Source organism: Microcoleus sp. D3_18_C4 (assembly GCF_036702355.1).
Taxonomy (GTDB): domain Bacteria; phylum Cyanobacteriota; class Cyanobacteriia; order Cyanobacteriales; family Microcoleaceae; genus Microcoleus.
The window spans coordinates 63,493-86,063 of sequence record NZ_JAUBTF010000018.1 but is presented as its reverse complement, the minus strand read 5'-3'; the positions used below and the strand labels follow the sequence as shown (position 1 = coordinate 86,063).

The following is a 22,571-nucleotide window of genomic DNA, read 5'->3' as shown; positions in this document are numbered from 1 at the left end:
GGGGAAGGTATTGTTTCTAGGTATTTAGTTTTCACTCGCCGCCCGTGGTGGCGCAAGTCCTGCGATGGTAGTTTGAGGTTAAGGATTTGAGATTTTGAACCTCTGTACCCGCCTCCAAAAATCGGGACGACCACAGATACCTGATCAATCTAAAATCTAAAATCTAAAATCTAAAATCGAGTAGGGCTTCCACAAATTCGTAACTAGAAAACGGGCGCAAGTCTTCGATGCTTTCCCCGACTCCAATAAAGCGGATGGGCAGACCAAGCTGCTGCACTACTGCTAGGGCAACACCACCTTTAGCAGAACCGTCGAGTTTTGTCAATACTACTCCACTTAATTTGGCCGATTCTGCGAACACTTCTGCCTGTCGCAAACCATTTTGACCCAGTGTGGCATCCAAGACCAGTAGAGATTCTACGGTAGCGCCTGGGGCTTTCTTGTCTACAATGCGACGGATTTTACTTAATTCGTCCATCAGATTTTTTTTGTTTTGCAGGCGACCTGCGGTGTCTACGATCAGCAGTTCTGTGCCGCGGGCGCTGGCGGCGGCGATCGCATCAAACACGACAGCAGCCGGATCGGTATTTTTTCCTGGGTTGGCAATAATTTCGACCCCACTGCGGGAACCCCAAACTTTCACCTGTTCGACGGCGGCGGCGCGGAAAGTGTCGGCGGCAGCAATTAGGGTTTTGTAGCCGGATTTTTGGGCAATATGGGCAAGTTTGCCGATCGTCGTAGTTTTGCCCGCACCGTTGACTCCTACGATTAACCAGATGTTAAAAGTGTCTTTTTCCGGGGCAAATGTCAGGCTGTAGGCGGGATTACCGGCGGCGGTTTCGGCACAGGGAGCGTCCAGAATATCGCGCAGAATCGTTTTCAGGTAGGCTAGAGCCTGTTCTGGCGGCAGCACTTCTTGTGTGAGTCTTTCTTGGAGGCGACTGATAATGATGTCGGTGGCTGCGACTCCGACATCGGCTTGTAGCAGCAAAGTCTCAATTTCGGCTACTGCGTCTTGATTGAGCGGGCCTTGACCGACGATCGCCTTTAGTCGATTAATTAAGCTGCGACGAGTTCTTTCTAAGCCTTTCCGCAGTTTTTGCAGCCAAGTGATTTCTTCGACTGATACTTGGTCTGGTCGGCGGCCTTGACTGGCTAAGATTTCTGAAGACCACAGGAAGCCTTCGTCAAAGGCGAAACCGGGAATTTCTTCGATAATTGCGGCTCTCTCGGCGGCGGCTGCAATTACGTCTGGTTCTTCAATGGCGGTTTCTTTGAGGCGTTCGATGCGCTCCATGCGCTCGGCCTGAGCTCTAGCCCAAAACGGCAGGGCTTCGGCTGCTTCGCCGTCGGATGCGAGTGATTCGGTTTCTACAACCTCTGTTGAAGGTTCGGCAATTTCTATATTTTCTGTTGTAACTTCTAATTGTTGAGCAATAGGTGCAATGTCGATCGCCCCGGCTGTTGGTTGCAGAGTTTCTGGAATTTCTGCTGGCTTGGCTGCATCGAGTTCCGAAACCTCGGTTGCTTCAACTGTTGCTGGTGCTGCAACTTCTGGAACTTCTGCAACAGTTGGTGCTGTGGGTGCTGGTTCAAGTTCGATCGGCTCGGTTGCTTCAATAGTCGCAGGTTCTGCAACTTCTGCAACTGTCGCGATTTCTCCTTCGGCTGCTGGAACATCGGGCGCTGCTGTCTCGGAAACTTCTGTTTCGGGTTTTTGCTGTTTTTGAATATTTTTGTAAGCAGCTTTTGCCCAATTGAGATAATCTTCGGCTACAGCAGGAGAAGCTTGCTCTGTTGTATCTGTTTGAGGCTCAACCGGTGCGGATTTTGCCGACTCATCTTGCGGCTGTTCGGGGGTTGCCTCTGTTTCAGAAGATTTGCTTTCGCTGTACTGGCGACGAAACCAATTAAATACCATAGTTGATGGGGAATAGAGAATAGTTATTAGTCATTAGTCCTCAGTCCCTAGTGTAGAGCCGATTGCGGATTGCCAATCACCAATGACTGCTGACTAAGGACTACTGACTAAGGACTACGGACTAACAACTTCTGCGTTGATTTTATCGACTACTCGGCGGAGGACTCCGTTGATGAAGCGATGTCCTTCGTCGCCGCTGTAGCGTTTTGCCAGTTGGACGGCTTCGTTGACGCTGACTTGCTCCGGTAAGCCCAGATATAGCATTTCGGCGATCGCGATTCTCATGATATCTCGATCTATCCGGGGCAACCGTTCTATTTGCCAATCTACAAGGGATTCCGAGAGCAATTCATCAATTTGAACACGGTTGGCGCTGACTTTCGTCAGAATTTGCAAAGCATAGGTGCGGACATCTTGCTGGTTGGCTAGCTGGATTAGTTCTGGAAACTCCATTGCTGAACCGAGACGGTTGATTGCGGTTTGAGTGAGTTCGACTGCTTCCCGTACCATTGTTCTAGCACTTTGTATATCGGAGGCGCGGATTTCGCTGGCAAGCAGTTTGTCGCTACTCCGCTGCACTTCGGATGCTGCTGCTTCTAGGGATTCTTGAACTTCTGCTGTCAGGGTACGGATGGCGGCGAGGAGAACGTCTTGCAGTTTCTTGGCTTCTAAGAGTTCTGGATTCGCTGGCAGTTGGCTGATACCGAGGAGTGCTAGTTCGCGTGCTGTTTCGCGGGCTTTTTTCATAATTTTTAGATAGGAATTGAGAATTTAGGAAGTTTTTCGATCGCGCGCGGACTTGAACTTTAGCAGAAAACTCGACTAAAAGCGGTACAAGACCAGCCGTCTGACTCGCCAGCGGCGGGTAGTTTACAGATACTTGGCTGTCAAACCTAAGATTTATGCTCGAAACCGGGTTTCTGAGTATAGGCCTTCTCGGTTTGGGCTGGTTTTGTCGAAATATTATCTGCTATGGGGAAAGTTTACACGGTCTTACGGGTCACTAAAGATGTCTTGGTTCACTCTTCTTCGACTGGAACAGCCTGGTATCTTGATTCGGATACCAAGGGTTCGAGTGTTTTGCCCTTGATTTTTTCGGGGGTTACAGCAATTGAGTTGTTGGGGTTGACGATGCCGCCAGAGATGATGACTTTAAAGGCATCTTCGATCGACATTGACAAGTTGACTAAATCTGCCTCCGGCACTATAGCGTACCATCCGGTAGTGGGGTTGGGAGTGGTGGGGATGAAAATGCCGATCGGGGTTTCACCGGAAAGGTGAGGCGGGATGTCGTTACTCTCGATCGTACCGGTCACAAATGCTAAAGTCCAGATTCCCCGCCGGGGATATTCCACTAACACCACGCGGCGAAATTTGTCGTTTGAGTTGAGGAGGGTTCCCAGCAGTTGTTTGAGGGTTTTGTAAACCGAACCAGCTAGGGGAATTGCCTGCAACACCCGTTCGCCAAAGTCTAGCAGCCACTTGCCGAAAATGTTGCGGGCCATTAAACCGATGACTAAGATGCTCAGCAGGGGTACAGCCAGCCCTACTAAAAGATTTAGCAGATTCACCAAAATCGGGTGGAGTCCGTCAAAAGGGTTGATCTGCTTGGGAATTTTGGTGAGAAAATTGATCACCCAACTGGCGACGGTAATTGTCAGCCAGATGGTGGTAGCTAAGGGTATCACTACCAATAGTCCTGCGATCAGGTCGTTTTTTAAGTCTTGTTTGATGCGTTGGAGCACGGCGGGTCAAATCTCCTCGTAACTGGTTGCCAATAACCTGAATAAACCTGAGACTAAAGCAACTGCACGGGCTTTACTGGATGTCACCATAGACAATCGTCTTCAATTCTGCTAAACCCTACCCTTTCTGAGGGGGAAGAGTTAGGGATCGCCGGTGCTTTACCTTTATTTTAAAGAATTATTGCAATTTGGCGCTTAGTTTTAATATATGCGGGCTGTGCACCAGCTCACCGTATTGTATATTTTAAGACATTTTGGGTCGGTTCAATCAATAAGCCGATCGGTCAGAGACAGCCTGGGAGTCGCAGTGTAGCGAGTCCAGATCAAATTTTCTGTGATTTGCATAGGAAATTAATTGGTCGATCGAGCTTTCTCAGATTTTCGGCGGGGTGGCACTTCGTTTTACTTATATCTTGCACCATTTTCCATAAGCTTTTTATGGACGGGCTCTCCTGCCCATCCCACAATCAAATTCACTATTTGTGGAATAGGCCGGAAAGCCTGTTCTTGAAAATGGTGCAACCTATGAGTTTTACCGAATTCTGGCGAATCTCTGCAGGTTGAGTGCAGTGTGTCTGCAAAAATCTATCTTTAGATAGATTCAGTGTACCCATTTGCTACTGAAATAACGGTGTTTTTTGAGGGCGACTGCGATCAATAAGGCAACAGTTGCCTACCATGCAACACTTGCATGGTACGTAAATCCGGCAAAAAGTAAAGCAGACATACCAGCAACTTTGACTTTTTTTGACACGATCGATCGATATTCAGGAAATAATGGCAGAATTCAAGCGAATTCGAGCTTGAGAGGAGCGACAAAGCAATATAGAATTAACTCTGGCATCACTACAAAAAAAATAATCTGCCAAACGAGGTAGCAGTAGTTAGTAGCAAGCGAGATAAATTACTACATAGCTAGTTGTTTCTAGCCAGAAGCGCGAAACTATTTGTTTAACAGGGTATAGCTAAACTGCTACATAGAAGCAAGACTCCAGCGATGCCGATTTCTTGGAAGCCGACGAAAGTTAAGGAAAAACAAGCGTACTAGCCGCTCAAGTCAGAGCGGGGATTTACCTCGCTGCAAGCAGCAATAGACTTGATTAGAAGCTAGGATTGAGATATGAATGCTCAACTCATGAAACCAATTGATTTTTACATTTTTTTATGCCATTAAACACGCAAGACTTTTGTGGGCTTCACTTAAAGCCGCAGCCAGATCAAATTTTGTATCAGATAATTAATATTTAAGTAAAAGGAATTTTTGTGAAAACGCTCAATATCCTCTTAGTAGAAGACAGTCCCCTAGATGCCGAACTGATTGAGGCATATCTAATGGATGGCGGGCTCCAATTTTCTCTGGTGTGTGTGGAAAATCGAGAAGACTTTGCCACGGCGCTGGAAAAACAACGTTTTGACATTATTTTGGCAGATTATATGCTGCCTTGTTTTAACGGGATAGCTGCGCTGGAAATCGCCCACACTACTTGTCCGGGAGTGCCGTTTATTTTTGTTTCGGCTACTTTGGGCGAGGAAGTGGCGATCGAAACTTTGAAACGCGGCGCTACAGATTATGTTCTCAAACGCCGTTTGATACGCCTAGTGCCGTCGATTGAGCGGGCCCTGCGGGAAGTTCAAGAACGGAACGAGCGCAAGCAAGCCGAAGCACAGCAGCAGGAAAGCGAAGCTCGATTTCGGATTATGGCAGATACCGCGCCGGTGATGATTTGGATGTCCGATACTGACCAACTTGGCGATTACTTTAACAAAGTTTGGCTGGAGTTTACGGGTAGAACTTTGGCGCAAGAAATGGGCACGGGTTGGATGGAAAACTTGCACCCAGATGACTTACCAGAATGTCTGGATATTTACCAAAAAGCTTTCGACGCTGGCAGCGAGTACCGACTCGAATGCCGCCTGAGACGCTATGACGGGGAATACCGCTGGGTTTTGGGTACAGGCGTACCCCGGTACAGACCCGATCGCACTTTTGCCGGTTACATCGGTTCTTACATCGATATTAGCGATCGAAAACAGGCAGAACAAGAACGGGCGGCAGCTTTGTCCCGCGAACAAGAAGCGAGGTTGCAAGCAGAAGAAACAGCTAAAGCGCTGCAATTGGCAAACGATAAAATTACTAACATTCTCGAAAGCATTACCGATGCTTTTATCGCTGTTGATTTAAATTGGAACTATACCTATGTCAACCACCAAGCTATTGAGCTGTTAGGTCAACCAAAAGTAGAACTGATTGGGAAAAAAATTTGGGATATATTTCCCTGCGCTTTAGATTTACCGTTTTACAAAATGGCGACCCAAGCATTAGCAGAAAAGGTAACAATCGAGTATGAAGAATTCGTACCGTTATGGAATAAGTGGTTGAAGATGCGTTTTTATCCTTCCGATTCTGGTTTGTCGGGTTATATCCAAGACGTTACCGAGCGCAAGCAAACAGAAGCTGCACTCCAAGCTAGCGAAGAAAAGCTGAGAATGTTAGCCGAAGCTAACTTGATAGGAATTATCTTCGGGGATGTTAACGGCCGTATTATCGAGGCCAACGATGAATTTTTGCGGATAGTTGGTTACACGCGGGAACAGTTGCAGGGCGGGGAATTAAACTCGATTGATATCACGCCGCCGGAGTACCAGTCTCTCGACAAGAAGGGGATGACAGAGGCACAAGCAACAGGGGCTTGCACTCCCTACGAAAAGGAATTCTGGAGGAGAGACGGCAGCCGGATTCCGGTGTTAATCGGATATGTTTTGCTGGCGCAAAAGCGGCAAGAATCTGTGGCTTTTATTCTCGATTTGACTGTTGGCAAGCAGTTGGAAAGAGAACTGCACGATCGAGCCGAAGAATTGGCGCGGGCGAACCGAATTAAAGACGAGTTTCTAGGAACTTTGTCCCACGAATTGCGGACGCCGCTGAATGCGATGCTGGGATGGGCGCAACTGCTGCGAAACCGCAAGTTTGACGAAAAAACGACTGTTCGGGCTCTGGAAACGATCGACCGCAATACACGAGCGCTGGCAACTCTGATCGAGGATTTACTGGACGTGTCGCAGATTATTACCGGGAAACTGTCGCTGAATTTGCGTTGGGTGGATGTGATTTCGACTGTTGAGGCTGCGATCGATACTCTCGCGCCCGCGATTGCCGCCAAAAATATTGAAATTGTGACGGATTTCGACCCAACTGCAGGACGGATTTTTGCCGATTCCGGTCGCTTGCAGCAGGTAGCCTGGAATTTGCTGTCGAATGCGATTAAGTTTACTCCCGATGGCGGACAGGTGAGGGTGGCGGTGCGAAAGATGGAGAGGACTTTTGCCCGTGAGGAATCCGCTTGCTGTAAAAATTTGTCGCCCGCTAGTGTCGAAATTGAGGTTAGCGACACGGGACAAGGGATTTCAGAAGAGTTTTTGCCCCACGTTTTCGAGCGGTTCAGCCAAGCTGACAGCTCTATAAGGCGATCGTACAACGGATTGGGTTTGGGTTTGGCTCTAGTGCGGCATTTTGTGGAAATGCACGGGGGGACGGTGCAAGCCGACTCGGCAGGGAAGGGAAAAGGGTCGAGGTTTTTAGTGAGATTGCCAATTCAACAGCTTCCTGGCGACGGCGGATTTTCTGTTGCGGGACTCGGGGAGTTGGCGATTCCTCCAAGCAAGGCGCGAGCCCCTGTAAAGGAGTCTTTTGTCAACAGCAATCTTTCGGGAGTTCGGGTGTTGGTGGTCGATATCGACGCGGATTCCCTGGATTTTGCCTGTACCGTGCTCGAAGATTGCGGGGCCCAGGTGGAGACTGCTAGCTCTGGAAAACGTGCGTTGGAGGCGATTGAAAGGCTGAATCCGGATGTGTTGGCGATCGATATCGGGATACAGGCCCTTGACGGAGAGGCTCTGCTGCGGCAAGTGCGATCGCGGATGGTGGACAGGGAAATTCCGGCGTTGGCGTTCACGGCGGTTGGTAGGGTAGAGGAACGAATACGGGCACTGCAGCAAGGTTTTCAAATTTACGTGCCCAAGCCGATCGAGCCTGCTGAGTTGGTGGCGGTGGTGGCAAGTTTGGCCACGCGCTCAAAGATTTTAGATTTTAGATTTTAGATTAACTCCGCGATGACGGATGTCGTAACTACACATCATTTTTCTTGCATTCGAGCGCTCGGAAAATTCGGCATAACAACGTTTTTCTTAGTAGAAATCAGAACTCTAGCTAACTTGTCAAGCCCCAACAGTTATAAATTTAATTAGCCTCAAAGTTGGTAATTTTTGATACTGATAGCAGTTTCTAAAAGGAATGCAACTGTAGACAAGTTCCAAACCCTGATCATCATCCGTAGTCCGACTTCTAAAATCTAAAATCTAAAATCTAAAATCTAAAATCTAAAATTGTATGAGTTGCAGGGACGATCGTCCTTAACTGTATCTCCTCAAATATGAAGTTCACTAAATACGTGCTTCAATTGAAAAATGCCATGTCGGGGTCAATGCTGCTCGCACTCCTCTATTTCCCGCCCTACAAGGATTTTGTGTCGCTCTTGGATTTTTCTGGGCCCTGGTTTCAACTATCGACTAGATACCAGTTGCACCCGACCGGCATCCATTTCATCCATTAATAACTCTAAAGCCTCATAATCAATATCCGAGATGTAGCCCAAACGGGTGAGCTCGTAGTTGATTTCGTTTTCAATGTCAGGCGTTAACTGCTTAATGTAGAGGGCTTTTTCTACAAGATGACGAATAGCATAGGTTGCTTGCATAGTAGCTCGGAGAACTCCGTACAAGTTAATTATTATCTGAACAGTCGATCGCGCGCGTGATCTAAATCAGAACTAACAAGTGATTTCAATTACATTATTCACTTTTATCTAACAGCCAGGGGACAGTCGATCGCATTTTTTAGAATTCTCAAGACTAAACCTGCCGGCATAAATAAAAAATAGTATAGTAGCTTACGTTTCCTTCGCAAATCTTGCACAAAATTTTATAAAAAAGAGTCAATAAATAAAGATTCAGTAAAATTACTGAAAACAACTGGTCGATTTCGCTCAGAGCAAGTTAGGCTCAGAGTAATCAAGTAGGTTTAGGCTTACATCTGTCCAGCACAGTAGTTGAAAGTACGTAGCAACCATAGGTTTGACATATGCAGACACTTCTTGCCCATAAACCAATTACGGTGATTCGACCCCTAGACCACCTGAATGCAGCCACCTGCGGAGAACTCGGACGGCAACTCATGACAGCAATTGCAGCCCCCGGGGTTGTAGCGGTACTCGTAGATTTGGGCGCAGTAAAATTTATTGACAGTGCCGGTTTGATGACATTGGTTTCGGGCCTGAAGCAGGCGAAAAAAATGGGGCGCAGGTTTAGTCTTTGCTCGGTATCCCCCGGGATTAAGATGATTCTGGAACTCAGCCAACTCGATCGAGTTTTTGAGATATTTGAAAATGTCGATAGCTTTGAAGCCGAAAACTCCTGTGTAAACCAGCACTGGTAGAGGTGCCTCCTCGGCGAAAACAAGCAACAAAACCCAGTAAATTCCGTTAAATGCCCGAAAAGACAGACTACTGTCGTTGGCGTGTTGGCAGATTTTAAGGTAGGCTGCTTAAGAGTCGCAAATATTTAGCGAGTCGAGCCGTGGCAGTAAAAGTCGAAGAATTACTTACAGCAGACATTAATCAGCCTGCTCGTTATCTGGGAAACGAATTGGGATCTACGCACAAGCCTTGGGACGAGGCATTGGTGCGCTGGGTTCTCACTTACCCAGAAGTTTATGAAGTTGGTGCTTCCAATCTGGGGCACATCATCCTTTACAACATTTTGAACGCAGGGCCGAGACAGTTGTGCGATCGAGCTTATTTGCCCGCCCCAGATTTGGCAGCAAAACTGCGATCGACCAAAACTCCGCTGTTTGCGGTAGAATCCAGGCGATCGCTCACAGAATTTGATATTCTGGGCTTCAGCCTCAGCTACGAACTCGGAGCAACAAACATTCTGGAAATGCTGGATTTAGCCGGCATTCCCCTAACTTGGCAAGAAAGAGCAACAAATCCCCAAAACGGTCAAATACCGCTGATTTTTGCTGGCGGGCAAACGGCAACTTCCAACCCCGAACCCTACGCAGACTTTTTTGACTTCATCGCTTTGGGTGATGGAGAAGAGTTGCTGCCAGAAATTGGCTTGATTTTGGCAGAAGGCAAAACAAATAATTTGAGCCGAGAAGCATTGTTGCTGGATTTAGCGCAAATTCCAGGCGTTTACGTCCCGCAATTCTACGATATGGCGGCCGACGGTTCTGTTCATCCCAACCGCCCGCAAGTTCCAGAACGAATTCTGCGCCGCGTGGCAACTCCCATACCAGCTTATTCGATCGGCCTGGTTCCCTACGTCCAGACAGTACACGACAGACTGACAGTAGAAATCCGCCGGGGATGCACCCGCGGGTGTCGCTTCTGTCAGCCGGGAATGCTGACTCGCCCCGCGCGCGATGTCGAACCGCAGCAAGTCGTAGAGGCGATCGAACAGGGGATGCAAGCCACCGGACACAGCGAGTTTTCCCTGCTTTCCCTGAGTTGTTCCGACTATCTGGCACTCCCAGCAGTCGGGATGGAAATCAAAAATCGCCTGAAAGATAAAAATATTTCTCTGTCTCTACCCAGTCAGCGGGTTGACAGATTTGACGATAATATTGCCGACATTCTCGGCGGTACGCGACAAGGCGGTTTGACTTTTGCCCCGGAAGCTGGTACTCAGCGGATGCGGGACATCGTTAACAAAGGTTTGACCAACGAAGAATTGCTTCGGGGTGTCAAAACTGCGGTCGATCGCGGCTGGGATAAAATCAAGCTGTATTTTATGATCGGTTTGCCCGGAGAAACAGATTTTGATGTTCTCGGCATCGCCGAAACAGTCCGCTGGCTGCACAGGGAATGCAGGATCGATGGCAGGCGGGGACTGAATTTTAACTTGACCATTTCTAATTTTACGCCTAAGCCTCACACTCCTTTTCAGTGGCACTCGGTTTCTACTGCTGAGTTTTCCCGTAAGCAAAAACTCCTGAAGGAAGAGTTTCGGGGGATGCGGGGCGTCAAGGTGAATTACACTGATGTGCGGATTTCGGCAATGGAGGATTTTGTCGGACGGGGCGATCGACGTTTGGCTGCTGTAGTCCGCCGCGCTTGGGAACTTGGCGCGGGTATGGATGCGTGGTGGGAAAGCTTGGATCAGGCTTACAAAGCTTGGACTCAGGCAATAGATGAGTCGGGCCTTACTTGGAAATACCGCCAAGTCGAAAGCGGCGAGTGGAATCTGTTTGAGAAGGAAGAAGGAAGTTCGGCAACGGATTCAGTAACGGATGTAACGGATGTCAGTCCGATGGAAGTCGGAAGAAGCAAGAAGGAAGAAGGCAGAGAAATCAAGGAAGATTTTCCCAATTCTCCGGATATCCCCCTCTCGCCCTCCCCCTCTGTCCCCCTCTCTCTCGATCAGGCTCTGCCTTGGGATCACTTAGATACGGGAATCGACAAAAACTGGCTGAAAATTGACTTGCAAAAGGCTTTAGAAGCAGCGACGGTTCCCGACTGTTCCTTTGAAGGGTGTTCGCGCTGCGGGGTGTGTGGCACCGATTTTGGACACAATGTGGTTGTGGATGCGCTGCCAATTCCAGAGTTTGCTGGGGAGTTTGTCCCGGATACGGAGCGGAAACAGCGTTTGCGGGTTTGGTTCGGCAAGGTGGGCGATATGGCTTTGGTTGGTCATTTGGATTTGATCCGATTGTTCGATCGAGTAGTCCGCAGAGCCGATTTGCCGATTTCGTTTACCGGCGGGTTTCACCCGAACCCTCGGATTTCTCTGGCAAATGCTCTGCCTCTGGGTGTTACCAGCACTGGGGAAATTGCCGACTTTGAGCTCACTGAGCTGATCGATATTGAGAGTTTTCGGGAAAAGTTGGCCGCTAAGCTGCCGGAAAATATTCCGATTTACAAGGTTGAGTCGATCGATCTCAAGGCTCCTTCTGCTAACCAGTTGTTAGAAGCAGCGGAGTACGTGATTACTGTGGCTGTAGGGGGTTCGTTGACAGAAAATGGCGAATTAGACCATGAAAATTCTGCTCCTGTCTCCGTGGCTCCTGATGCCAACTGGGAAGCTTGGGTCAAGACGATCGCCGAAACCGAGGCTTTTTGGCGGGTGCATACTACTAAGTCGGGAAAGACGAAGGATGTCAATTTGCGCGATCGACTGCACAAACTAGAACTTGTAGAGCAGAAACCAGACAGCACCTCTGCCTCTAGTGCTACATCCGAAGGTAGAGCCGTCTTGCGCTTTACCGGCAGTTGTCGCAGCGATGGCAACTTGCTAAAGCCAGAACATATTGTGTTCATGCTCGAACAAGTCAGCCAGCAGGAAATTCAGCTTCTGCAGGTTGAGCGTAGTCAGCTAATCCTAGGTTATGGTTAAGATAGGGAAGCCGTGGTGGAATATTTCACCTTCGGCTCTCGATCGGGATGTGTCGTTTCACGCTATAATCGCTTGTTATGGAAGCCGCGGTGGCTCGAGCGCTTTAGTCGCTCGCCGCCCTCGTCAACCAGCAACGCGGGCTGGGTGCAAATTGCTTCTGTTCAAGACTTCAAGCCTTTTTGTTGTACATTCACGGGCTAAATCTAGCGCCAAACCCGCCGGAGCGGGGTCTGAACCAAATTTAGCGATTAATTTCGATCGATCGACTGGTTGTCGGTGGTCGGCTTATTCAAAAATCTCACGGTTCAAACCGCAGAGCGGGTATTCAACAATAGATTTTTTTTACGGGTCAAAAAACGCAGATAAGCCCCCGACTTAAGTCGTGGAGAACCAAAAATTTTAGATTTTAGATTAAAGTTCCAGCTCCCAGATTTATCTGTGGAGTAAATCTAAAATCTAAAACCTAAAATCTCAAATCGACTGACCCGTCAAAAAACGGAAATAAGCCCCCGACTTAAGTCGTGAAGAACCAAAAATTTTAGATTTTAGACTTTAGTTCCAGCTCCCAGATTCATCTGTGGAGTAAATCTAAAATCTCAAATCTAAAATCTCAAATCGACTGACCCGTCAAAAAACGGAGATAAGCCCCCGACTTAAGTCGTGAAGAACCAAAAATTTTAGATTTTAGACTTTAGTTCCAGCTCCCAGATTCATCTGTGGAGTAAATCTAAAATCTCAAATCTAAAATCTCAAATCGACTGACCCGTCAAAAAACGGAAATAAGCCCCCGACTTAATTCGTGGAGAACCAAAAATTTTAGATTTTAGAGTCTAGTTCAATGTCCCAGATTCATCTGTGGAGTAGATCTAAAATCTCAAATCTAAAATCTCAAATCGACTGACGAGGTTTTAGGGTTGGCAGGGGCGGAGGTTGCAGTCGAATGCCAAGCTGGGGTATGTTGAGTGCGATCGCACAAGAATTCAACAAAAGTCCTTACGCTTTCACTCCTACCTACTTTCGCTCAAAACCAGCCCTCAACCACCACGCAAGCGGAGTTATCAGTTCGTAGTGTTAAGTTGTGTGTTAAGAAATTGGTACGGTGTCAATGAATTTATTCGCTGAGTTCAAAGGAAGAGTTGTAAGTGTTGAATTTTGAGTATTGATTTCGCAATTGTCAACTCAAATCTCAATATTGCTAACTCGATAAAAGCCTCCTTATTTCTATCTCTCAGATTTATCTGCTGAGCATAACTCATAACTCTGTACGGGCGGGTTTAACTACTTTATCTGTAACAGTTAACAGTGAACAATCAACAGTTAACAGTTAACAGTGAACGGTCAACAGTTAACTTTCCTTCCACCCTGCACCAACTCACAGCTAATAACTCTTCAAGCTACTACTAATTACAGTCTAAGTCAGAGGCACTATGAGTGCGTAAGTGTCTCTAACTTGCTGCCAGTTTTTTGAGGAAATTGAATGACAAAGCAGATAGTTATAGCAGAGCAGCATCGCATTGCTGCCGTCTTTTCAGAAGATCAAATCCAAGAACTTGTGGTAGCCACAGGCAGCCATCAAGTCAGTGACATTTACTTGGGAATTGTTGAAAATGTACTCCCTGGGATAGATGCGGCCTTCGTTAATATTGGCGATCCAGAACGTAACGGGTTTATGCACGTCACAGACCTCGGCCCGCTGCGCCTTAAACGCTCGGCAGGAGCAATTACAGAACTCCTGACCCCCCAGCAGAAAGTGGTGGTACAGGTAATGAAAGAACCGACGGGCAGCAAAGGCCCCCGGCTGACAGGCAACATTACCCTGCCAGGCCGCTATTTGGTACTGATGCCCTACGGCAGGGGAGTCAATCTTTCACGGCGGATCAAGTCGGAAGCCGAGCGCAACCGCCTCAGAGCCCTGGCTATTTTGGTGAAACCGGCCGGGATGGGGCTGCTGGTACGCACTGAAGCTGAAGGGATGACCGAAGAAGCGATCATGGAAGATTTGGAAGTCCTCCAAAAACAGTGGGAAGCCGTTCAACTCGAAGGCGGTACTTCGCGGGCGCCGGCACTACTCAACCGGGATGACGATTTTATCCAGCGGGTGCTGCGAGATATGTTCAGCGGTGACGTGAATCGGATTGTGGTGGACTCGCAAAATGGAATTAAGCGGGTGAAGCAGCAGTTGATGAGCTGGAACGGCGGTAAACTTCCTGCGGGAGTTTTGATCGACCACCACCGAGAGCGCGCCTCGATTTTAGAATTTTTCCGGGTTAACGCTGCGATTCGAGAAGCCCTCAGACCAAGGGTTGATTTGCCTTCGGGTGGTTATGTGATTATCGAGCCGACTGAGGCGCTGACGGTGATCGATGTCAACTCTGGCTCGTTTACTCGATCGGCCACGGCTCGAGAAACTGTACTCTGGACAAATTGCGAAGCAGCAACGGAAATTGCTAGACAACTGCGGTTACGCAATATTGCCGGGGTGATTATTGTTGACTTTATTGACATGGAATCCCGCCGCGATCAGTTGCAGGTGCTGGAACATTTCAATAAAGCTCTCAAAGCTGACAAAGCTCGGCCGCAAATCGCTCAACTGTCGGAATTGGGACTGGTAGAACTGACTCGCAAGCGCCAAGGTCAAAATATTTACGAGTTGTTCGGCCACAGTTGTCCGACTTGCAGCGGGTTGGGTCATCTGGTGCACTTGCCTGGGGAAGAAGACTTCGCCGCAGCGGTGCGGGAATCGGGCGATCGCACCGTTGCTACGTCGAACCGCGTTTTGTTGAATTTGCCCGAAGGATTGGAACGCCGCAGCTTGACGCCTGTGGCGGCTGCAACTCCTGCCCCCGTGCGGGAAGAACGCCCCCCCGAACCTGCTCGGGCTGCTTGGGAGCCTCAAAGCGAAAGTTTGGATTTTGAGACCGGCAGCAACGCATCGCCTTTGGACTTGCTCAACCATCCCAGCTATCAGGATTTGGGGAACGGAACCAGACGCCGCCGCCGCCGCCGGATTGGCGAAGAGCCTTTTGCTCTCCCGGCGGAGGAGGAACCTGTACGTAGCAAGTTGCGGCTGCCGAATACTTCGAGCGCCCCCGTCGCGGATACGCGCTCTGAGTATCTGGCACCCCCCGGCATCCGGGCGGCTTCGGAGGGCTTCGGGCTGGTGAATATGGCGACTGTTGGCAGGCGCGAGGATTTCGAGCGTGTGCGTCCGGCTAAGTCTGAGTTGATGAAGCCGATGGTGGAGCCTCCAGAGGTGATTTCGGTGGAAATGACGGCGGAGGAGCAGGATGTTTATGCTCTGATGGGGGTTTCTCCTTTGGTGCTTACTGATCGCAGTGTGAAAAATCCTAAGAATGCGATCGTTTCGGTGACTCTCCCCGGAGCGGCACCGAACAAGCCGCCTTTCGAGCAGCTCGAATTTGAATTTGAAGCGACGACGCCTCCACAGAATGTTGAGGATGATGAACGGGATTATTATCCAGAAAGGTCGGTAGTTGAGCCTGTTTTTTCTGAGGATGATGATGATGATGATGATGATGTCCAAATTTATGGCGAGAGTTTGATCGACGAAACTGATGATTTTGATGGGATGGAGGAACCCAGCGATGTGATGGACGAATCCTATGATCCGATCGAATCCCAGGAGCCGATCAAATCCCAGGAGCCGATCGAATCCCAGGAGCCGATCGAATCCCAGGAGCCGATCCAATCCCAGGAGCCGATCGAATCGAGCGAACCGGAGGAACCTGCTATCAACCGCCGCCGCCGCCGCCGCTCATCTGCCCTTTTGGATGAATAGTTATGAAGGAAGAGGGAAGAGAGAAGAGGGAAGAAAGAAGAAGGAAGAAGGAAGAAGTAGAAATTTTTACTCTCTTCCCATCTTTCCATCTTCCCCTTTCCCCCTCTCCCTCGAACGCTCTGGTAATTGCGGGTGTGGATGAAGTTGGACGAGGCGCTTTGTTCGGGCCGGTGGTGGCTGCTGCCTGCATTTTGCCCGACGAAGTTCTCGATGAATTAGCAAGTTGCGGGGTGCGCGACAGCAAGCAGTTGAGTGCCGCAGCCCGGAGTCGGTTAGCTGTGAAAATCCGGGCTGTGGCTGTTGACTGTCAAATTGGTGTGGCTTCGGTGCGGGAGATCGATCGCCTCAATATTTTGCAGGCTTCTTTGTTGGCGATGAAACGGGCGATTTTGAAGTTGAAGGTGACGCCGGATTTGTGTTTGGTTGATGGGAATCAAAGGATTCCCAATTTGGCGATCGAGCAAGAGACGATGATCAAGGGTGATGCGCGATCGATTCAGATTGCTGCTGCTAGTATTGTGGCGAAAGTTTGGCGCGATGAATTAATAGTACGTTTGGCTGTTAACTATCCTGAATATGACTTGATAAATAACAAGGGATATGGAACAGCAAAACATAAATTGGCTTTGGAACGCTGCGGGCGATCCGCTTTTCACCGAGTGTCTTTTAGTCCTTGTCGAAAATCTTAAAATAACGGTGAAAAACTTAGCTAATTTGAGCGAAATTATATAAAATTTGAAAAACCAAGAATTTCCGCTTAAAAAATTCAGCTAGTACAGGCTGAAAAATGTCTATCACCTGTTAGAGAAACGAGCAAGCAATAGAGCTGTCTTAATCTATTCCCAAATTTATCATTTTCAGGCTCCGGTAGCATCTATAGAATCTTTATTTAACCTCTTCAGCATGACTGATAATTTGTTAACAATTCCCGGCTATCGCATCATTGAGCAGATCTACAATGGCTCTAGAACACAGGTTTATCGAGGACTTTCTGAGTCAAACCAAAAAGTAATTATCAAACTGCTATTGAGCGAGTACCCCACTTTTAGCGAACTCGTGCAGTTGCGGAATCAGTACACCATTACCAAAAATCTTGACCTTCCCGGAATAGTCAAACCCATTTCACTCTTAAACTACCGCAATGCTTTTGCTCTGGTAATGGAGGATGTTGGGGGTGTTTCCCTTGCTGAGTATACTGCTAATCCTGAAGCGAAGAATTTGGGCGATCGCCTATCAAGTAATTCTGAGGTTTCCTCCCCCCATACTTCGCCCCTACCCCTCGATGAATTTATGCCCATCGCGATTCAGATTGTCCAAACCCTAGAAGGACTATATCACAACAAAATTATTCACAAAGATATCAAGCCCCAGAATATTATCATTCACCCTAAAACTAAAGAAGTTAAATTAATTGATTTCAGCATTTCCTCTCTTTTACCCAGAGAAAACCAACAAATCCAAAATCCAAACGTCTTAGAAGGAACACTAGCTTATATGTCCCCGGAACAAACCGGAAGGATGAATCGAGGGATTGACTACCGCACCGATTTTTACTCGCTGGGAGTCACGTTTTACGAACTACTGACAGGGCAATTACCCTTTAAGTCTACCGATCCGATGGAGCTAGTTCACTGCCATATTGCTAGGATGCCAACACCCCCGATCGATCTGATTCCAGCTATCCCGGCAGTGTTGAATAACATCATTATGAAAATGATGGTAAAAACTCCAGAATCGCGCTATCAAAGTGCTTTTGGACTGCGGTACGACTTAGAAAATTGCTGGCAGCAATGGCAAGAGAATGGGAAGATTAGCCCGTTTGCCTTGGCGAATAGGGATATTTGCGATCGCTTCGTCATTCCCGAAAAACTCTACGGTAGAGAAACTGAAATTAAGGCGCTACTAGAAGCATTCGATCGCGTCAGCGAAGGCACTTGCGAAATCATGCTGGTGGCGGGCTTTTCCGGCATTGGTAAAACTGCCGTCGTCAACGAAGTTCACAAACCCATTGTCCGCCAACGGGGTTACTTCATTAAAGGTAAATTCGACCAATTCAAGCGCGATATACCCTTCTGGGCATGGGTGCAAGCATTCCAGAATTTAATCCGACAATTACTTACCGAAAGTGCTGTCGAGGTGCAGAAATTGCAGGTCAAAATATTAGAGGCGTTGGGTGAGAATGCTCGAGTCATTATCGATGTCATTCCCGAATTAGAACGACTAATTGGCAAGCAGCCAGAAGTGCCAGAACTAGAGGGGACTGCCGCTCAAAATCGCTTCAATTTATTATTGCAAAATTTTATCCGAGTCTTAGCGACAAAAGAGCATCCTTTAGTAATTTTCTTAGATGATTTGCAGTGGGCAGACTCAGCTTCATTGAAGCTAATGCAATTGTTGATGAGCGAGACGAATACCCGCTATCTGTTGTTAATGGGAGCGTATCGCGATAATGAAGTTTTTCCAGCACACCCACTGATCCTGACCTTGGATGAGATTCGCAAAAACTCGGCAACAGTCAACCAAATTACTTTAGCACCCCTAGACCAAACTTCTCTAAATTGCCTGATTGCCGATACTCTTTCCTGTCCACCAGAAAGGGCAATTCCTCTGACAGAACTAATTTTTACAAAAACCAAAGGCAATCCTTTTTTTGCTACTCAATTTCTTAATTTTCTTCATAAAGATGGGTTAGTTAAGTTTGATTGTACCCCCCCACCCCCCCCTTGGAAGAGGGACGCAAGCGGGGGTTGGCAATGCGATATTTCCCAAGTTAGGACGCTAGCTTTTACCGATGATGTGGTCGAGTTTATGGCGATTCAGTTGCAAAAATTGCCCATAGATACCCAGAATGTTCTGAAACTTGCAGCTTGTATTGGCAACCAATTTGACTTATCAACCCTGGCGATTGTTCATAAAAAATCTCAGAGTGAGACAGCGGCCCATGTGTGGAAAGCGTTGCAAGAAGGGTTAGTTATTCCGATTACTGAAGTTTACAAGTTTTTTCACGACTCGGAATCAGTTGAAGTTGCACAAGCGTCGGAGTTATCGGTTCCCTACAAGTTTTTACATGACCGAGTGCAGCAAGCAGCATATTTTCTGATTCCCGAATCCCAGAAACAGTCAACCCATCTCGAAATTGGGCAACTGCTATTGAGGAATACTCCTGAAGCAGAAATACAAGATAAAATTTTTGATATTGTCAACCAGTTGAATATGGGGGTGGAGTTAATTGAGTATCAGACTGAGCGAGATCGACTAGCTCAATTAAATTTAATGGCCGGACGTAAAGCTAAAGCTTCAACTGCTTATGCTGCGGCAAATATCTATCTGCAAACAGGGATTGAACTCTTGAGGACCAACTGCTGGCTTCTTCAGTATGAATTGACCCTGAATCTCTATATTGCTGCCGCTGAAGCTGCCTATTTGAATGCTGACTTTGATGGTATGGAACAGATGGCAGCACTGGTTTTGCAAGAAGCCCAAACAATTTTAGATCGAGTTAAAATTTACGAAATTAAAATTGCCGCTCAGACCGCCCAGAGCAAGGTGTTAGAAACGATCGCCGTAGCAAGAGAGGCACTCTTACAATTGGGAATTGAACTCCCTGCCGAACCTGATGAAGCCAAGATTGGCAAAGCGTTACAAGCCCTTGCGCCCCAACTAACCGGCAGAAAGATTGAGGAATTGGTTGACCTACCTGTGATGACAAATCCACAGACTCAGGCAGCTATGCAACTGTCTGGTATGTTGTTTCCACCCATTTTCCAGGGAATGCCCGGTTTGCTGCCCCTGCTGAGCTCCACGATGGTGAGTTTATCGCTCTCCTTTGGGAATGCACCCGCATCCACGGTGGGGTATGCGATGCACGGGATGGTGTTGTGTGCCTTTTTACAAGAGGTGGAAACGGGCTATGGCTTTGGGCAATTGGCACTCTCATTGCTCGATAGGTTGAATGTACGGGAACTCAAGTCCACAGTTCTACTTTTGTTTGGTGGCTGGATTCAGCATCGCCAAGAATCTCTTTTGGCAACAATACCGACGCTGAAAGATGGCTTTACGGCTGGCATGGAAACTGGCGACTTTGTAGACGCTGGCTACAACATATATATTTATTTTTATACGCATTTATTCGCTGGGGTAGAACTAGACACTTGGGAACCAGAAATAGCAGGTTACAGGGCTGTTATGGCGCAGTTGAAACAATATTCTGCTCAGATTTATTTGGATATGGTTCAGCAGACGGTGCAAAACTTGAGGGAAACCCATAGGCGGCCGGATTTGTTAATAGGCTCCGCCTACGATGAAACGGTGATGATTCCCAAGCACTATCAGGATAATGAATTTACGGCGATCGCCTGTGCCTGCATCTTCAAACTGCTGCTTGCTTACTGCTATGGGAATTACACGGCTGCCCTAGAAAACATTACCCAAGTCAAACAGTATTTGATGGGAGTATCGGGATCGGTTTTTGTTCCCATTTTTCATTTTTATGCCGCCCTCACCCACCTGGCACTTTTTCCCACACAGCCAGAAAGCGAGCAAGCTGAAATTCTCGCCCAGGTGGAAACCCATCAAAGCACGCTGCATCAGTGGGCGCAAAATGCTCCCATGAATTATTTGCATAAATGGTATTTAGTAGAGGCTGAACGACATCGAGTTTTAGGTCAAAATATGGAGGCGATGGATGATTACGATCGCGCCATTAAACTCGCTCAAGAAAATCAGTACATTAACGAAGAAGCACTTAGCAATGAGATGGCAGCCAAATTCTATTTAGCCTGCGGAAAAGAAAAAATTGCCCAAGTCTACCTAACTGATGCTTACTACGCCTATGCACGCTGGGGCGCCCAGGCAAAAGTTGAGGATTTAGAAAAGCGCTATCTCCAATTACTGACGCCTATTTTTCACCCTACAATGAGCTTAAAAAGAGGTCAGACACTTGCCAAAATGATGACGGAAACTGTTGCTAGTACCAGTTCAGGTGTGTCACAAATTCTGGACTTGGCAACAGTAATTAAAGCATCTCAATCACTTTCAGGAGAAATCAACCTCGATAAGTTGCTCTCCACTTTGATGCAAGTGATGATTGAGAATGCGGGAGCAGAAAAAGGAGCTATGATTTTGAGAGAAAAAGATTCTTTCTTCGTCGCGGCTCAATGTGCGATCGGTAAATCGTGCAACCTGCACTCAACTCCCGTTGCTGACTCTAACGAAATTCCGATCGCGATTATTAACTATGTCTCGCGCACCCAAGAAACTTTGGTAATTAATGATGCGACGATTGAGGCTACCTTTGCTGCTGACTCTTATATCATCCAGCATCAACCCAAGTCGGTTTTGTGTCTGCCGATTCAACATCAAGGAAAGGTGATCGCCATTCTTTACTTAGAAAATACTCTCGTTACAAATGCCTTTACTCCCGATCGGTTGGCAGTCTTAAATATCTTAGCCTCCCAAGCTGCCATCTCCATAGAAAATGCCCAACTGTATGCCAACTTAGAAGCAAAAGTAGAAGAACGCACCCAAGAATTATCGCAAGCTTTAAGCAATCTCGAAGCCACCCAAGAAGGATTGATTCAATCAGAAAAAATGGCAGCTTTAGGACAACTTGTGGCAGGAGTTGCCCACGAAGTTAACACTCCCCTGGGTGCAATTCGCTCGTCGGCAGGAAATGTTTCTAAGTTCTTGAATCAAACTTTAGAACAGTTGCCCGCACTTTTTCAATCTCTCTCTCCAGAAGAAGCACAGAATTTTTTGAGTTTACTTCAGCGTTCCCTCAAACAAGAAGCAAGCTTATCAACCAAAGAAGAACGTAAATTGAAGAGAGCTTTGAGAAGCCAACTGGAAGAATTAGAGATTTATAGTTCCGATACCGTAGCCGATCGCCTAGTGATCATGGGCGTTTATAATGAAATTGATACCTTTGTCCCTTTGTTGCAAAGATCGGATAGTTTACATCTCCTAGAAATAGCCTACAAAATTTCTGAATTAAAAAGAGGCATCGCTACTATCAGCACAGCTACAGATAGAGCATCAAAAGTAGTTTTTGCATTAAAAACTTATGCCCGTTACGAACAGTCGGGCGAAAAAACAGCAGCCAGTATAACAGAAGGTATTGAAACAATCTTAACCCTCTATCAGAATCTACTGAAACAGGGAGTTGAGGTCATCAAAAACTATGCCGAAATCCCGCCGATACTGTGCTATCCCGACGAACTCAATCAAGTTTGGACGAATTTAATTCACAATGCTTTGCAAGCCATGGATTATCGAGGCACGTTAACAATTGAGTTAACGGCTCAAGATGACCAGGCTAAGATTAGCATTAGCGACAGCGGCAAAGGGATACCAGAAGAGATAAAAGGGAAAATATTTGACCCGTTTTTTACTACTAAGCCGGCAGGAGAAGGCAGCGGATTGGGACTAGATATTGTGAAGAAGATTGTTGACAAGCATCAGGGAAAAATTGAAGTCGAATCAATTCCGGACAAAACTACATTTAATGTTTTCCTGCCAATGAGCGGTGTATAATACCAATTTTATATGAGGCTGCATAGAATCTGAGCCCCCCTAACCCCCCTTAATAAGGGGGGGACAAGAGCTTGGTCAAAGTCAACCCCTACTCCCCTTATTAAGGGGGATTCGAGGGGGCTCG

At 47.3% G+C, this 22,571-nt stretch carries 11 protein-coding genes; 7 read left to right on the top strand and 4 right to left on the bottom strand.

Annotation, left to right across the window (positions count from 1 at the left end):
- Positions 1-163 precede the first annotated feature (163 nt).
- The 3 genes from ftsY to QUA90_RS11810 all read right to left on the bottom strand — a co-directional run bounded on the left by ftsY (position 164) and on the right by QUA90_RS11810 (position 3,666).
- Positions 164-1,921 (bottom strand): signal recognition particle-docking protein FtsY, encoded by a 1,758-nt coding sequence (gene ftsY, locus QUA90_RS11820; protein WP_333445611.1) that lies wholly within the window; start codon positions 1,919-1,921, stop codon positions 164-166.
- 114 nt (positions 1,922-2,035) lie between these two features.
- A complete protein-coding gene (gene nusB / locus QUA90_RS11815; protein WP_333322117.1) occupies positions 2,036-2,668 on the bottom strand; it encodes a transcription antitermination factor NusB in 633 nt (210 codons plus the stop codon).
- A 272-nt stretch (positions 2,669-2,940) separates the two neighbouring features.
- Positions 2,941-3,666, bottom strand: coding sequence for a DUF502 domain-containing protein (locus QUA90_RS11810; RefSeq protein WP_333082723.1), 726 nt, complete (start codon positions 3,664-3,666; stop codon positions 2,941-2,943).
- Between the two features lie 1,263 nt (positions 3,667-4,929).
- Between QUA90_RS11810 and QUA90_RS11805 the strand changes: the two genes are divergently transcribed.
- Positions 4,930-7,764 (top strand): PAS domain S-box protein, encoded by a 2,835-nt coding sequence (locus QUA90_RS11805; RefSeq protein ID WP_333445609.1) that lies wholly within the window; start codon positions 4,930-4,932, stop codon positions 7,762-7,764.
- Between the two features lie 461 nt (positions 7,765-8,225).
- On the opposite strand, the gene QUA90_RS11800 is transcribed toward QUA90_RS11805, so the two are convergent.
- Positions 8,226-8,420: a hypothetical protein gene (locus tag QUA90_RS11800; protein ID WP_193975465.1), complete on the bottom strand. Its 195-nt coding sequence runs from the start codon at positions 8,418-8,420 to the stop codon at positions 8,226-8,228.
- Between the two features lie 383 nt (positions 8,421-8,803).
- On the opposite strand from QUA90_RS11800, the gene QUA90_RS11795 reads away from it, so the two are divergent.
- The 6 genes from QUA90_RS11795 to QUA90_RS11770 all read left to right on the top strand — a co-directional run bounded on the left by QUA90_RS11795 (position 8,804) and on the right by QUA90_RS11770 (position 22,447).
- Positions 8,804-9,157 carry an STAS domain-containing protein gene (locus tag QUA90_RS11795; protein ID WP_333389936.1) on the top strand — a complete coding sequence of 118 codons (354 nt, stop codon included), beginning with the start codon at positions 8,804-8,806 and terminating at the stop codon, positions 9,155-9,157.
- Positions 9,158-9,297: 140 nt separating this feature from the next.
- Entirely contained in the window at positions 9,298-12,117 is a 2,820-nt protein-coding gene (locus QUA90_RS11790; protein ID WP_333445607.1) for a TIGR03960 family B12-binding radical SAM protein, read from the top strand.
- Positions 12,118-13,057: 940 nt separating this feature from the next.
- Positions 13,058-13,186 carry a hypothetical protein gene (locus QUA90_RS11785; protein ID WP_333082727.1) on the top strand — a complete coding sequence of 43 codons (129 nt, stop codon included), beginning with the start codon at positions 13,058-13,060 and terminating at the stop codon, positions 13,184-13,186.
- A 408-nt stretch (positions 13,187-13,594) separates the two neighbouring features.
- A complete protein-coding gene (locus QUA90_RS11780) occupies positions 13,595-15,916 on the top strand; it encodes an Rne/Rng family ribonuclease (RefSeq protein ID WP_333445605.1) in 2,322 nt (773 codons plus the stop codon).
- 2 nt (positions 15,917-15,918) lie between these two features.
- On the top strand, positions 15,919-16,605 hold the full coding sequence (locus QUA90_RS11775; RefSeq protein WP_333445603.1) for a ribonuclease HII: 687 nt from the start codon (positions 15,919-15,921) through the stop codon (positions 16,603-16,605).
- A 214-nt stretch (positions 16,606-16,819) separates the two neighbouring features.
- Complete coding sequence (locus QUA90_RS11770) at positions 16,820-22,447, top strand: AAA family ATPase (RefSeq protein ID WP_333445601.1); 5,628 nt, start codon at positions 16,820-16,822, stop codon at positions 22,445-22,447.
- Positions 22,448-22,571: the final 124 nt, after the last annotated feature.